The sequence below is a fragment of the Deinococcus soli (ex Cha et al. 2016) genome, assembly GCF_001007995.1.
GTDB classification, from domain to species: domain Bacteria; phylum Deinococcota; class Deinococci; order Deinococcales; family Deinococcaceae; genus Deinococcus; species Deinococcus soli.
In genome coordinates, this window is the sequence record NZ_CP011389.1 from 2743978 (window position 1) to 2757813 (window position 13836).

11 protein-coding genes are annotated in these 13836 nt (G+C 69.2%); 7 read left to right on the forward strand and 4 right to left on the reverse strand.

The annotated features are described in order from the left end of the window. Positions 1 to 250: 250 nt before the first annotated feature. Complete coding sequence (locus tag SY84_RS16020) at positions 251 to 2575, reverse strand: hypothetical protein (protein WP_052751167.1); 2325 nt, start codon at positions 2573 to 2575, stop codon at positions 251 to 253. A gap of 215 nt (positions 2576 to 2790) precedes the next feature. After that, the gene (gene pgi / locus SY84_RS13320) at positions 2791 to 4422 is read right to left on the reverse strand and encodes a glucose-6-phosphate isomerase (protein WP_046844411.1); all 1632 of its coding nucleotides are present in this window, start codon (positions 4420 to 4422) and stop codon (positions 2791 to 2793) included. Positions 4423 to 4668: 246 nt separating this feature from the next. On the opposite strand from pgi, the gene SY84_RS13325 reads away from it, so the two are divergent. From SY84_RS13325 to SY84_RS16325, 3 genes are all read left to right on the forward strand, one after another. Then, positions 4669 to 4884 carry a hypothetical protein gene (locus tag SY84_RS13325; protein WP_046844412.1) on the forward strand — a complete coding sequence of 72 codons (216 nt, stop codon included), beginning with the start codon at positions 4669 to 4671 and terminating at the stop codon, positions 4882 to 4884. A gap of 201 nt (positions 4885 to 5085) precedes the next feature. Further along, on the forward strand, positions 5086 to 6372 hold the full coding sequence (locus SY84_RS13330) for a thiolase family protein (protein ID WP_281174730.1): 1287 nt from the start codon (positions 5086 to 5088) through the stop codon (positions 6370 to 6372). Beyond that, positions 6369 to 7739: a 3-oxoacid CoA-transferase gene (locus SY84_RS16325; RefSeq protein WP_157882992.1), complete on the forward strand. Its 1371-nt coding sequence runs from the start codon at positions 6369 to 6371 to the stop codon at positions 7737 to 7739. The genes SY84_RS13330 and SY84_RS16325 overlap by 4 nt, the downstream gene beginning before the upstream one ends. 54 nt (positions 7740 to 7793) lie before the next feature. Here SY84_RS16325 and SY84_RS13340 read toward each other — a convergent pair whose 3' ends face one another. Next, positions 7794 to 8447: a TetR/AcrR family transcriptional regulator gene (locus SY84_RS13340; protein WP_046844414.1), complete on the reverse strand. Its 654-nt coding sequence runs from the start codon at positions 8445 to 8447 to the stop codon at positions 7794 to 7796. A 202-nt stretch (positions 8448 to 8649) separates the two neighbouring features. Between SY84_RS13340 and hpf the strand changes: the two genes are divergently transcribed. From hpf to tsaD, 4 genes are all read left to right on the forward strand, one after another. Beyond that, positions 8650 to 9213 carry a ribosome hibernation-promoting factor, HPF/YfiA family gene (gene hpf, locus SY84_RS13345; RefSeq protein WP_046845241.1) on the forward strand — a complete coding sequence of 188 codons (564 nt, stop codon included), beginning with the start codon at positions 8650 to 8652 and terminating at the stop codon, positions 9211 to 9213. A gap of 125 nt (positions 9214 to 9338) precedes the next feature. Then, the gene (locus SY84_RS13350; RefSeq protein ID WP_046844415.1) at positions 9339 to 10418 is read left to right on the forward strand and encodes a butyrate kinase; all 1080 of its coding nucleotides are present in this window, start codon (positions 9339 to 9341) and stop codon (positions 10416 to 10418) included. Positions 10419 to 10473: 55 nt separating this feature from the next. Next, positions 10474 to 10794 (forward strand): hypothetical protein, encoded by a 321-nt coding sequence (locus SY84_RS13355; RefSeq protein ID WP_110832430.1) that lies wholly within the window; start codon positions 10474 to 10476, stop codon positions 10792 to 10794. Positions 10795 to 10875: 81 nt separating this feature from the next. Then, entirely contained in the window at positions 10876 to 11886 is a 1011-nt protein-coding gene (gene tsaD, locus SY84_RS13360) for a tRNA (adenosine(37)-N6)-threonylcarbamoyltransferase complex transferase subunit TsaD (protein ID WP_046844417.1), read from the forward strand. A gap of 115 nt (positions 11887 to 12001) precedes the next feature. On the opposite strand, the gene SY84_RS13365 is transcribed toward tsaD, so the two are convergent. Then, positions 12002 to 13711, reverse strand: a complete 1710-nt coding sequence (locus SY84_RS13365) for a long-chain-fatty-acid--CoA ligase (RefSeq protein WP_046844418.1) — start codon at positions 13709 to 13711, stop codon at positions 12002 to 12004. Positions 13712 to 13836: the final 125 nt, after the last annotated feature.

A 13836-nucleotide genomic window follows, 5' to 3' on the forward strand; every position in this document is an offset into this window, starting at 1 on the left:
TTTGGTGGTGCTGGCCGGGCCCTGGCCGGTGATGCAGCAGTCAAGCTCAGTGTGAAGATCGGGCGCAGCCTTGACCTGTGCCAAGAGAAACAAGACAAGAATGACGCTACGTCCTAGAACACTCTTCATATCCATTGACCTCCAAACACTGCTTGACTGCGCTTAGTGTGCCGCCGTGGTGGTTAACCGCTGGCCAATGGGGTAAATCTGCACGGATCTATGAGAGGCAGCGCAAAATATGGACGGTGGTTTAGTTGTCAAGGGCGCGTTTGGCGGCAGCTCTCGTGTGCTGGCTGAGATGTGATAGGCCGGCCTTGGCATATGCGGCGATGGCGGCGCTCCATGCAGATTCAAACAAGGGGTTCAGATGGGTGGCCTTGAGGTACAGGTGAGCGGCTGCAACAGGGTCGGTCACCTCGATTTCGCTGCCAACCGCCATCAGCAGGGCCAGCCACTGGTTGTCCAGAAATTCCCGCATTTCCACAGCCCACTCGGTTTCAGCTTCAGGCAGGAACGCCCCTGGATACGTGTCGGCGAGATGATGCCGGTCCACTGAACTGTCCGGCTTCTGCCAGCTTTGCAGCGCAACCGCATCACACCGGATGTCCAGCTTCTCGGCCAGTCGGTAGACGCCGTTGGTCAGTGGCAGAGGATCTTGCGAGCCCAGGAAAGGCCGGAGGGCCTGTCGGAGTGCGTGGAGCGCCTGTTTGAAGTAGGAGCCCAGTTCCGTGCGTGCTTCACCGTCCCAGAGTGCGGTCATCAGCTGATCCCGAGTCGCCGCTCCCTGAAGACAGAGGAAGGCCAGCAGCTCGCGTGATTTCCTGAGCCGGATCTGCACGTCGGTTCCGTTGACCGTCACAGTGAAATTACCCAACAGGGCAATCCGCACCGTCGGTCTGGCCCGGACAGCCAGTCGCCGCGCGGCCCCGCCGCCCAGGTGGTGGTCGGCGAACGCGGCGTAGAGGGGAGCCAGCCGGTCTGTATCTACGGCAAGGGCCAGTTCACCTCCTATCCGAGAGAGGACTTCAATCAACTCGATACTGGCCTCCTGGAGCGAAACCCCTGTTGACCAGCGGCAGAAGGTTCTGAAGGCGTGGGACCGCAATCTGAAGCCGTCCATCAGGGCCACGCCTTCAATGACTGCCTCGAAATAGGGGATCGCGCGGGCGACGTGTCCGTGCTCCACCTGAATCATGCCGGTGTAGAACGAATGGGCAATAAAGTCGAACTCCTGTTTTGGATTCAGTGAATCGATCTGACGCTCAAAGGTATTGAAGTCGATCTTACCTGTTCGCCAGAGGCACTCAGCTCTGAAAGCCCGCGCAAGTACATTGAGTCGGTCGCTGCCCTGAACGCTCTGAGTTTCTATGGAGAGGTCGAGATGATGCAGCGCGGTGTCGAACTTTTCCTGCAGAAGGTAGAGTTCTCCGAGAATCAGGTGAGTCGTGTCGCGGCGATGGTCATTCAGTTGCTCCGCACGCTTGAGCACTTCATGAATCATTCCCAATGACTCTTCAGGACGACCTTCGAAGAACAGGCGATAGCCGAGATCCATTCGCAGGGACAGGCTCTCACTGTGTCCACCGAGCAGGTCGAAGAGACGCAGGGCCTCACGGGCGTACCGGTCCTGCGACTCGAAGTCATCCATCGAGGCGCTGACGTTCTGAGCGAAGTACAGGGCGCGGGCCCTGGAGCGAAGTTCCGATACCGGAATCTCGTCGAGGACGTCCGCCATGAGCCGTTGCGCTTCAGACGCACTGCCCAGTTCGACCAGCGCGCGGGCCTGGGAACAGATCAGCCACCAGCGGGTCACCTCATCCGGCTGCGCGTCCAGTCCGCGCCGCGCATGGGTCAGGCGGGCTTCCGGCCCGCTGCGCATGGCAGCCAGCAGGCTCAGACCCAGGTGAATCCGGGCGTCGGAGACGGGGTCGCCTGCCGCGCGCAACAGGCAGATCTCGGCGGCGTCTGTTTCCCCGGTCTCCAGCAGGGACAGTGCGAACTGACCTGTCCGCTTCGAGTCGAGGGTTCGGCGGCGCAGCAGGCGCACGATGTCGTCGTATTTCCCCTCGCGTTCCAGCTGGTCGATCCGGGTGGCGAGCGGGTCGCGTTTGGGGGTGGGGGGGGTGGTGGCGGGGCTGTCGAGCTGCACGTTGACGTACCAGTCGCCGTTTCTGGCCTGGGTGACGCGGCCGCCCTGGACGCGTCCGGTGGTGAGGAGGTGGCGCTGGTAGTTCCCGAGCCGGGTGGGGATGGTGTGGCGCCCGCTGAGGGTCCAGAGGGTGACGTGGCCGGTGACGGGGTTGATGCGGAGGCTGCGGGCGTCGAGCCAGTAGCTCTCGCCTTTCAGGCCGCCGCGGGTGTTGTGGCGGGCGTCGTGCGCGGCCTGCGCGGCGGCTCGGCGGGTGGCGTGGGGGAGGGCGGGGGCGTCCGGGTGGGTGGTCAGCAGGTCGTCGGTGGGGGTGTCGGGGTTGCGGCGGGCCTGGACGAGCAGGGTGTTCATGAGGCGGCTGACGTGGGTGCGCGTGTCGCTCAGGGCGCTGACCTGTTCGGGCGTGGGTTGCAGCGTGAGTCGCACAGGCGTCTCCTGGGAAGGTTCGAACGGGGGGTTGAGCGGGAATCTGGGTGCATGTATAGCAGGTGAAGGCGGCTGGGAACTGTGGGCTTTTCGGGATATGCCACCGCTTCCAGCGGCGCGGCTGCTCCAGCCAGAAGTGCTGTGCCGGGTGGTGTTCAGATGACGGGACGCCGGAGGCCCTGGTGGGAGCCTCCGGCGGTGGGGGTGGGTGCGGGTCAGCGGTGGGCGCGGTAGCGGCGGATCAGGGCGTTGGTGCTGCTGTCGTGGTGCAGGTCGGGTGTCTGGGCAGCGTGCAGTTCGGGGACGATCTTCCCGGCCAGCACCTTGCCGAGTTCAACGCCCCACTGGTCGAAGGAGTTGATGTTCCACACGGCGCCCTGCACGAAGACCTTGTGCTCGTACAGCGCGATCAGTGCGCCCAGCGTGTGGGGCGTGAGGCGGTCGGCGAGAATGGTGTTGGTGGGGCGGTTCCCGTCGAACACGCGGTGCGGGGCGAGGTCCGCGGGGACGCCTTCCTCGAGGACTTGGTGCAGGGTCTTGCCGAAAGCGAGCGCCTCGGTCTGCGCGAACACGTTGGCCATGAGGAGGTCGTGGTGGGGCGCGCCGCCCTCCAGGGGCAGGGGGTTGAGGGTCTGGCAGAAGCCGATGAAGTCGCAGGGGATGAGTTTGGTGCCCTGGTGGATCAGCTGGTAGAAGGCGTGCTGGCCGTTCGTGCCGGGCTGCCCCCAGATGACCGGGCCGGTCTGGTAATCCACCGCCCTGCCGTCCAGGGTGATGTGCTTGCCGTTGCTTTCCATGTCGAGCTGTTGCAGGTACGCGGGGAAGTACGCGAGGTACTGGTCGTACGGCAGCACGGCGTGACTCTGCGCGCCGAAGAAGTTGTTGTACCAGATGCCCAGCATGCCCAGCAGGACGGGCAGGTTGCGCTGCAGCGGAGCGGTGCGGAAGTGCTCGTCCATGGCGTGGAACCCGGCGAGCAGCTCGTGGAACCCTTCCGGGCCGACGGCGAGCATCAGGCTCAGGCCGATGGCGCTGTCCATGGAGTAGCGGCCGCCCACCCAGTCCCAGAAACCGAACATGTTGGCGGTGTCGATTCCGAACTTCTGGACGGCCTCGGCGTTGGTGGACACGGCCACGAAGTGCCGCGCGACGGCCGCGTCGTCGCCCAGCGCCGCCAGGAGCCACGCGCGGGCGCTGCTGGCGTTCGCCATGGTCTCCTGCGTGGTGAAGGTCTTGGAACTCACGATGACCAGCGTCTCGGCCGGGTCGAGGTCACGGGTCTTCTCGGTCAGGTCGGTGCCGTCCACGTTCGACACGAAACGCAGGGTCAGGTCCCGCTGCGCGTAGTGCTTGAGGGCCTCGTAGGCCATGACGGGGCCCAGGTCGCTGCCGCCGATGCCGATGTTGACGATGTTCTTCAGGGGTTTGCCCGTGTGGCCCAGCCACGTCCCGGCGCGCACCTGATCCGCGAAGGCCGCCATGCGGCCGAGTACCTCATGCACGTCGGGGACGACGTTGTGGCCGTCCACGAGCACGGTCGCGCCTTCCGGGGCGCGCAGGGCAGTGTGCAGCACGGCGCGGCCCTCGGTGACGTTGATCTTCTCGCCCGCGAACATGGCGTCGCGCTTGGCCGTCACGCCGGTCTCCCGCGCGAGGTCCAGCAGCAGGGTCAGGGTCTCGTCGGTCACGCGGTTCTTGCTGTAGTCGAGGTACAGGCCCGCGCCCTCGGCGCTCAGGCGTTCGCCGCGCGCGGCGTCCTGCGCGAAGAGGTCGCGCAGGTGGGTGCCCTCCAGGGCGCGGTGGTGGTCGAGCAGGGCGCTCCAGGCGGCCGTTTGCGTGATGGTCATGCGCGTCTCCCTTCGGCTGGCACCGGTGCGTGGGGCGCCAGCCTGTCCGCCCGCGAGGATACTCCCGCCCGGGCGGACGCACGGCAGGGTGTGTAGGGAGGCGGCTCTCAGGTGTCACTCATGTTCATCGGGGAAGGCGGCATATGACGTGGTGCGGAGCCCGGACGCAGGGCCCCTGGGCAGCGTCGGGGTGCGCCGTCAGGTTCCGTCAGAGAATTGTGTGAGTTGCATGACTACGCTGACGGCATGACCAGGAAGGTGAGGGACATGGACGCGACATGGGGCCGCTGGGGCACCCCCTACCTGGAGGAACAGAAGGAACCGGAGGCGCCCGCCGTGGTGAGCAGCGCCGCCGACCTGAAACCCCTGTCGCCCGAGGCGATCCGCCGCGCCATCCACGCCGAGGAGCAGCGGCAGGTGTTCGCCCTGCTGGGTCGCCTGCGCCGCAGCCGCCTGGGCTGACTCCTGGCCCTCCTTCCCATCCGATCTGCGTTCGCCGCCCCACGCCTCTCAGGTGTCAGGGGCGGCGTTCCGTTTGACAGGCCAGCGCCCCTTCCCATCCGGGGGCGCGGCGCGCTTGAATGCAGCCGTCAACTGCGTTCATCCCGGGCCTCCCTTGCCGCATGGAGGCCCTCCCGCCTGCTTTCCCGGAGGTTTCCCACCGTGACCCACCTTCCTTCTGTCAGAACCCTGCAAGACCGTGACGTGGTGATCGTCGCGGCGGTCCGCACGCCCATCGGCGCGATCCGTGGCGCGCTGTCCACCGTCCGGCCCGACGACCTCGCCGCGCACGCCATCCGCGAGGCGGTCGCGCGCAGTGGCGTGCCCGCCGACCAGATCGAGGAGGTGATCCTGGGCTGCGCGAACCAGGCGGGCGAGGACAACCGCAATGTCGCCCGCATGGCCGCCCTGCTCGCGGGCCTGCCGGACACGGTGGCGGGCCTGACCGTGAACCGCCTGTGCGCCAGCGGTCTGTCGGCCATCAACACGGCGGCCCGCGCCATCCGCAACGGCGACGGGGACGTGTACGTGGCGGGCGGCGTGGAGAGCATGACCCGCGCGCCTCTCGTGATGCCGAAGGGCGCGCAGGCCTTCGCGAACGGCAACGTCACCGCGTACGACACGACGCTGGGCTGGCGCTTCCCGAACCCCGCCATGGAGGCGCTGTTCCCGCTGGAGGCGATGGGGGAGACCGCCGAGAACATCGCACAGCGCTCCCGCGAGGGCGCCTACCGGGGCGGTGAGATCACCCGCGAGGACCAGGACGCCTTCGCGCTGGACAGTCAGCGCAAGACGGTGGACGCCCTGAACGCCGGACGGTTCAAAGGCGAGATCGTGCCGGTGCAGGTCAAGGGCCGCAAGGGAGTCGCCGTGTTCGACACCGACGAGCACCCCCGCGTGACCCGCACCGAGGGGGGCTTCACCCTCGCCACCGACGAGGCGACCCTGGCGGGCCTGAAACCCGCCTTCCGGGGGGGCGGCAGCGTGACCGCCGGGAACGCCAGTGGCCTGAACGACGGCGCCGCCGCGCTGATCCTGATGAGCGCCGCGAAGGCCCGCGAGCTGGGCGTCACGCCGCTGGCCCGCTGGGTGGGCGCGGCGGCGGCCGGCGTGGAGGCCCGCGTGATGGGCCTGGGTCCCATTCCCGCCACCCGCAAGCTGCTGGACCGCACCGGCCTGAGCGTGCAGGACCTGGACCTGATCGAACTGAACGAGGCCTTCGCCGCGCAGGCGCTCGCCTGCATCCGCGAACTGGAATTGCCCGAGGAGCGGGTGAACGTGAACGGCGGCGCCATCGCGCTGGGGCACCCGCTGGGCATGAGCGGCGCGCGCCTGATCGTGGCGCTGACGCACGAACTGGCGCGCCGTGAGGGCCGTTACGGACTGGCGACGCTCTGTGTGGGCGTCGGTCAGGGTGAGGCCGCCATCATCGAGAGGATCGAAGCATGACGGCGACGGCGACGCCAACGGGTCTGAAACATGTCCCAGTCATCACCGCCCCGGAGGCCGCGGCTCTCGTCCAGAGCGGGCAGACGCTGCTGGTGGGCGGCTTTGGCATGACCGGGAACCCGGTTCACCTCGTACACGCGCTGGCGGACACGGACGTGCGGGACCTGACGTACGTGGCGAACAACGTCGGCGAGGCGGGCCTGAGTGGCGGGCGACTCCTCCGCAACGGGCAGCTGAAAAAGGCCATCGGGTCGTTCTTCACGAGTAACCGCGAGGCGGTGGCCGCCGCTCAGGAGGGGCGTCTGGAGGTGCAGCTCATCCCGCAGGGGTCGCTGGCCGAGGCGCTGCGGGCCGGGGGCGCCGGGATCGGGGGCTTCTACACGCCCACCGCTGCCGGGACCGTCATCGCGGGGGACGCCGATGTGCGCGTGCTGAACGGCCGGGAGATGGTGTTCGTGCCTGCCCTGCGCGGCGACGTGGCGTTCGTGCGCGCGTGGCGGGCGGACGAGGCCGGGAACCTCCAGTACCGCCTGACCGAGCAGAACTTCAACCGCGCCATGGCGACCGCCGCCGACCTCGTCGTGGCAGAGGTCGAGGAGATCGTCCCGGTGGGCACCATTCCGCCCGAGGGGGTGCACACGCCGGGCCTGTATGTGGATTACCTCGTTCAGGCGACCCTGACCGCCGAGGCACTCGGCAGCAGCGCCGACGTGAAGGGCAGCAGCAAGAAGGTGGACGAGGCGCGTATGCACATGGCCCGCCGCGCGCTGGCGGAACTGCGGCGCGGGGACGTGGTGAACCTCGGTATCGGGATTCCCACGCTGGTCGCCGATCTGATCACCCCGGAGCACGGCGTGAATCTGCACACCGAGAACGGCATGCTGGGTGTCGGCCCCGCGCCCGAGCAGGGCGGCGCGCTGGACTACCCGGTGAACGCCGGGAAGATCCCGGTCACGGCGCTGCCCGGCGCGAGCTACTTCGACAGCGCCGAGAGTTTCGGCATGATCCGCGGCGGGCACGTGGACGTGGCGGTCATGGGCGGGTTGCAGGTGGACGCGCAGGCGAACCTCGCGAACTGGGCGGTGCCCGGCAAGCCGCTGCTGGGCGTGGGCGGCGCCATGGACCTCGCCAGCGGCGCGCGGCGACTGATCGTCCTGATGACCCACACTGACCCGGACGGCACGCCCAAGGTTGTCACCGAGTGCACGCTGCCACTGACCTCGCGCGGTGCGGTGAGCATGATCATCACCGACAAGGCCGTCTTCGAGTTCCGGTGTGGAGCGCTGACCCTGACCGAACTGATGCCCGGCGCCACCCTGGACGAGGTGCGCGCCAGCACGGGCGCGGCCTTCACGGAAGCCCTGTAACCCGAACGGCAGCGGGCCGCCCTGGTGATCCGGGCGGCCCGCTGTCCGTGCCGGTCAGTCTTTCAGCTCGCCCCGGGCCGTGCTCTCCGGGGCCAGCGCGCCGTACATCAGCAGGCTGAAGCGGTCCTGCCAGTCGCGCAGCACCTCGCGCTGGTCGCGGTGCCCGCCGTGCAGCAGCGCCAGGATGAACGCGTCCACGAGCAGCACGCTCAGCATCTGCACGTTCGCCTCGGGGCGCAGGCGACCCTGGGCCTGCATGGCCAGCAGCACGGGCTGCACCAGCGCCGCCAGCGTCAGCGCGGTGCGCAGGCCGTCGCCCGGGGCGCGCTCGGGTGCGCCGGGCCGCCCGGCCTCGGGTGGGGCGCCCAGCACCGCCTGGCCCACCGCGCCCACCAGATGCCGGTAGCGCACGCCCAGGTCGGCCATGCGGGCCGTGACCTTGTCCCACACCTGCTGCGGGTTCGCGCCGGCGTGCAGGCGTTCCATGGCGTCATCGCGGCTGGCCTGCACGGCCTTCTCGAAGTGCGCCAGGAGCATGTGCACCTTGCTGGGGAAGTAACGGTACAGGTTCGTGCGGCTAACATAGGCGGCCTGCGCGATGTCCTGCGCGCTGATCGCGTCCAGGCCGCTGCGGGCGAACAGCTCGAAGGCCGCGCGGGCGATCCGTTCGCGCCGCGCGTCGTCCTGTTCCTGCCGGTCTACCTTCACGCCCCCATGCTAGCGCGCGCGGCTCACGGCGGGCAGCCCCCGCCACCTTCATGCAGTTGGGGGGAGCGCTCTACCCCGGAGCATACCGCGAAACAAGGGGGGGACGCTGTGAACTGCTCGCATGACAGTCTCATGACCTTGCGACTAGAGTGAATCACCGGAGCCCGACCCACTCCTCCGGGAAAAGGAAGAGGTGAAAGCCGTGCACATCTACAAGCTGTCTGGCCGTAACGTTGAAGTCACCGATGCCATGCGTGATTACGTCGAGGAGAAACTCACGCGCCTGGATCGTTTCAATGACCAGATCACCGATGCACGCGTGACCCTGACCGTCCGCGACGTCCGCGACGCCGACCGCCGCAACCGCGTCGAGGTTCAGCTGAACGTCCCCAGCGGCATCATCCGCGCCGAGGAACACCACTCGGACATGTACGCCGCGATCGACCGGGCCAGCGACGTTCTGGAACGCCAGCTGCGCAAGTTCAAGACCCGCTACCTCAAGCACCGCCACGACGCCACGCCCCAGCCCGAGCCCGGCCCCGCCGAGGCCGACGTGAACGCCGGGGTGGACGACGTGACCGAGTTCATGCCCGAGATCGTGCGTCAGAAGCGCTTCGACATGCGTCCCATGAGCCCCGAAGACGCCGTGGCGCAGATGGAGGCGCTGGGACACGACTTCTACGTGTTCATGAACATGCGCACGAACGCCTGCGGGGTCGTGTACCGCCGCAAGGACGGCCACTACGGCCTGATCGAACCCAGCTGACCTGACGCAGGGACGGGCGGGAGCTGCCGGGAACGGGCGCTCCCGCCCGTCCCTGCTGTCCGTCCCGGCGGGGCGGGCAGGCTGTCCCGGTGTGGTCACCGCCTGATCTGGTACGCTGCGGCGTTGTGATCGCCCACGTGATCAATCCCGGAACCAGCGGCGTGAAACTCGCCTGCGCCCAGATCGAGCCCAGCGAGAACCCCGCCCTGCCGGGACAGCTGCGGCTGACGCTGACGCGCGCCGAACTGTCGCTGGACGCCCCCCCCACTGCCGGGCACCTGCCCGACCTCACCCGGCAGGTGCTGACCCTGACCGCAGATTGGCCCGCGCCGGACGCCGTGGTGGGGCGCGGCGGGTTCATCGGGCGGGTCACGACCGGCACGTACCGCGTGACCGAGGAACTCGCGGCGTTCGCACTGGCCTGCGACGCCGGGCAGGACCCCCCGAACCTGGGCGGCCCGCTGGCCCTGGCAGTGGCGAACGCGCGCGGCGTGCCCGCCTTCATCGTGGACCCGCAGAGCGCGGACGAACTGCTGCCCGAGGCGCGCCCCACGGGCCTGCGGGGCGTGAACCGCCGCGCGGAATTCCACGCGCTGAACGCCCGCGCGGTCGCCCGCCGCGCCGCGTACGAGGTCGGCAAGCGCTTCCAGGACGCCCGCGTGGTCGTCGCGCACCTGGGCGCCACCACCAGCGTGACCGCCTTCGAGGCCGGACGCGCCATCGACACCACGGGCAGCGGCGCGAACGGCGGCCCGATGGGCGCCCGCCAGAGCGGCCCCGTCCCCGCGCGGGACCTGCTGCGCCTGCACGGGCAGCTGGGCGAGCAGACCCTGCATCACCTCGCCGCCGAGAGCGGCTTCCTGGCCCTGACCGGCAGCGCGAACCTGCGCGAGCTGGAGGGCCGCAGCCTGGGCGACCCGGACGTCAGTATCGTCGCCGCCGCGTTCGTGCATCAGGCCGCCAAGGCCATCGGCGAGCAGACCGGCGCGCTCAGCGCCCGCCCGGACGCCATCGTCCTGACCGGCGGGATCGCCCGCTGGGACGAACTCGTGGACCGGATCGAGCGGCGCGTCGCGTGGATTGCCCCGGTGTTCGTGATTCCCGGCGAACTGGAACTCGAGGCGCTGGCCGAGGGCGCCGGACGCGTCCTGCTGGGCCAGGAGGCACTGCGCGAGTGGACGCCGCCCGCCGGGCCGGGGTGCTGACGTGGCCCGCCGCCGCACCCCCCAGCGCGCCCCGGAGCCCATCCGCGCGACCAGCATGTGGCGCGTGGATCAGGTGTTCCTCGCCCGGCGCGGCCCGCGCATCGAGGTCACCTGCTCGCTGGTGAACGACCAGGGCGGCCTGCGCAACCTGTCCGTCACCGCGCCCACCGAGGACCCGGTGCAGGCGGTGCGGCACGCCGCGCGTTTCATCGCCGGGAAGGGCAACGTGAGCGGCGCGCGGCAGGCGCGGCTGCGCTGGACCCGCGAGCAGGCCACCACCGAGCAGGACGCCCTAATCCGCGACCGCCTGCTGGAAGACGAGTTTCTCGACGAGTTCGAGGAGACCCTCGCGGCCGTGCGCGACCAGCAGCGCTGACCGGCCCTGCCTGTTCACCCGCCCAGCGTTCTGCCGCCAGCGTCCATTTGCCCCGGCGGCCCCCTGCTACACTCCCCGGCGATGACTGACCGCCCCCTTCCGCTGCGCATCCTGGGAATCGACACGTCCTGCGACGACACGGGCGTCGGGATCGTGGAACTCACGCCGGACGGCCGCGTGACGGTCCTGGCGAACCGCGTGTGGTCACAGGCGGTGCACGCGCAGTACGGGGGCGTCATGCCGGAACTCGCCAGCCGCGAGCACGTCGAGCGCATCGATCAGATCATGGAAGGCGCCCTGCACGAAGCGGGCCTGAGCGTCACCGACATCGGCGCGGTCGCCGCGACCTCCGGGCCCGGACTGGTAGGGGCGCTGCTGGTGGGCCTGATGTACGGCAAGGGCCTCGCGCAGGCGCTGAACGTGCCCTTCCACGCCGCGCACCACCTGGAGGGCCACATCTTCGCGGCGGCCAGCGAGGCCGAACTGCGCGCCCCGTTCCTGGCGCTGGTCGTCAGCGGCGGGCACACCCACCTGTTCGACGTGCCGCGTGACGGCGAGTACATGCTCGTCGGCGCGACCCGTGACGACGCGGCGGGCGAGGCCTTCGACAAGGTCGCCCGCCTCGCCGGGCTGGGCTACCCCGGCGGCCCGGCCATCAGCGAGGCCGCCACGCGCGGCGACCCGAACGCCGTGCCGTTCAAGGAACCCCTGAAGGGTCAGAGTGGCTTCGACTTCAGCTTCAGCGGCCTGAAGACGGCGGCGCTGCTCGCCCACCGCGCGGGGGCCACGCCGGAGAACCTCGCGGCGAGCTTCCAGCGGGCCGCCGTGCAGACCCTCGTGAACACCACCGTCCGCGCAGCAGAGGCCACCGGGCGCACCACGGTCGTCGTGTCCGGCGGGGTGGCCGCCAACCGCGCCCTGCGCGATGCGTTCGCCACCACCGGCCTGCACGTCGTGTTCCCCGGCAGGGGCCTGAACACCGACAACGGCGCCATGATCGCCCTGGCGGGCGCCGCCGCCATCCAGGCCGGACGCCCCGCCAGCGCTCTGGACGGCGGCGCGACCGCGTACGCGCCCCTGGCGAACGCCTGAAGGGGGAGGCGGGTTGTGGGGAGCAGGGAGTGGGAAAAGAAAGGGGCGGCCTCAGCGGGCCGCCTCTGCTGTGTTCTGTTCCTACATCCCACAACCCACTGCCTACACCCCTGCGTCAGGCACTCTTGGCTTTCTGCGCGTCGCGGGCTTCCTGCGCGAGCTGGCGGCGCAGGATCTTCATGGCGGCCGTCTTGGGCAGTTCCGCGCGGAATTCGACGCTGCGGGGCACCTTGTAGGCGCTGAGGATCTCGCGGCAGTGGGCGATGATGTCGCCCTCGGTGGCGGTCGCGCCGGGTTTCAGGGCGACGACGGCGTGGACGCTCTCGCCGCGGTACGCGTCGGGCAGGCCGACGGCGGCGGCTTCCAGCACGGCCGGGTGGCTGATCAGGGCTTCCTCGACCTCGCGGGGGTAGATGTTGAAGCCCCCGGCGATGATCAGGTCCTTCTTGCGGTCCACGATCCGGAAGTACCCGTCGGGGTCCATGGTGGCCATATCGCCGGTCATGAGCCAGGTCAGGCCGTGGGCCTGCACGAGGGTCTTGGCGGTCTCGTCGGGTTTCTGCCAGTAGCCTTTCATGATCATGGGGCCCGCGATCCACAGTTCGCCGACCTCGCCGGGCGCGACCATCTGCCCGTCGTCCCCGACGACGATGGCGTGCACGCCGGGGAAGGGAATGCCGATGCTGCCCTCGCGCTGCTCGCCGTAGATGGGGTTGGTGTGCGTGCAGGGGCTCGCCTCGGTCAGGCCGTAGCCCTCGACGAGGTTCGCGCCGTTCGTGATCTCACGGAACTTGCGGGCCGTCTCGATCAGCAGGGGCGCGCTGCCGCTGATGCACGCGCGGATGCTGGTCAGGTCGTACTTGGGCGTGTCCGGGTGGTTGTTGATGGCGTTGTACAGCGTGGGGACGGCCGGGAAGAGGGTCGCGCGGGTCTGCTGCACGGCCTTGAGGGTCATGGGCAGGTCGCGGGGGTTGGGGATCAGGACGATGGTCGCGCCGATCAGGACGCTGAGGTTCATGGCGACCGTCATGCCGTACACGTGGAAGAACGGAATGGACGCCAGGGTCGTTTCCTGCCCTTCGCGCAGGTCGGTCATCCAGCAGCGGGCCTGCTCGCAGTTGGACACGAGGTTCCCGTGCGTGAGCATGGCGCCCTTGGGCACGCCGGTGGTGCCGCCGGTGTACTGGAGCAGCGCCACGTCGTCGGCGTTCAGGGTGACGGGCTGCGGCGTGGGGGTCTGCGACGCGATGACCTTGCGCATGGACAGCACCCGCTCGCCGAAGGGCACGTTCACCCAGGTGCCCTCACGTTTGGCCTTCACGGGGTACAGCAGGTTCTTGGGGAAGCTCAGGGCGTCCTGCACGCCGGTCACGAGCACGCGCCTGACGTTCACGCGGCTCTGGATCTCGGCGTAGCGGGGGTAGAAGCTGTCGAAGATGACCAGCGTCTCGCTGCCGCTGTCCTGCAGCTGGTGCTCGAGTTCGCTGGGCGTGTACATCGGGCTGGTGTTCACGGCGACCGCGCCCGCGAGCAGCGTGCCGTAGAAGGCCACCACGAACTGCGGGGTGTTCGGCAGCATGATGGACACGCGGTCGCCGGGCTGCACGCCCATCTTCTGCAGGCCGGACGCGAAGCGCTGCACCTGCTGCCACAGGTCGCGGTAGCTGGTGGTGGCCCCCACGAAGCTCAGGGCCACGCGGTCCGGGTACTTCTGGGCGGTGCGTTCGAGCAGCTGCGGGAGGGTCAGGCCGCTGGGGCGGAAGGTGTGGGGCACGCCAGCTTCGTAGTGGGCGAGCCAGGGCTGGGAGAGGGCAGGTTGCGTCATGTCACTCCTCGGGGTGGGGGGTGGGTGCCCTGGGGGGCGGCTCCCGGTCTCCGCGCCGCGTGTGGGCGGGAGGGGCGGGTGATCTCGGCCGATCGGGTGGCCTGTTGGGCCGGGTCTGAAATTAA

What these genes read in the sequence shown, in the direction of transcription:
- pgi (WP_046844411.1), bottom strand. Translation starts at nt 4,422, where the DNA reads ATGACCATCACGCAAACGGCCGCCTGGAGCGCCCTGCTCGACCACCAC.
- SY84_RS13365 (WP_046844418.1), bottom strand. Translation starts at nt 13,711, where the DNA reads ATGACGCAACCTGCCCTCTCCCAGCCCTGGCTCGCCCACTACGAAGCT.
- SY84_RS16325 (WP_157882992.1), top strand. Translation starts at nt 6,369, where the DNA reads ATGACGGCGACGGCGACGCCAACGGGTCTGAAACATGTCCCAGTCATC.
- SY84_RS13355 (WP_110832430.1), top strand. Translation starts at nt 10,474, where the DNA reads ATGTGGCGCGTGGATCAGGTGTTCCTCGCCCGGCGCGGCCCGCGCATC.
- SY84_RS13325 (WP_046844412.1), top strand. Translation starts at nt 4,669, where the DNA reads ATGACCAGGAAGGTGAGGGACATGGACGCGACATGGGGCCGCTGGGGC.
- tsaD (WP_046844417.1), top strand. Translation starts at nt 10,876, where the DNA reads ATGACTGACCGCCCCCTTCCGCTGCGCATCCTGGGAATCGACACGTCC.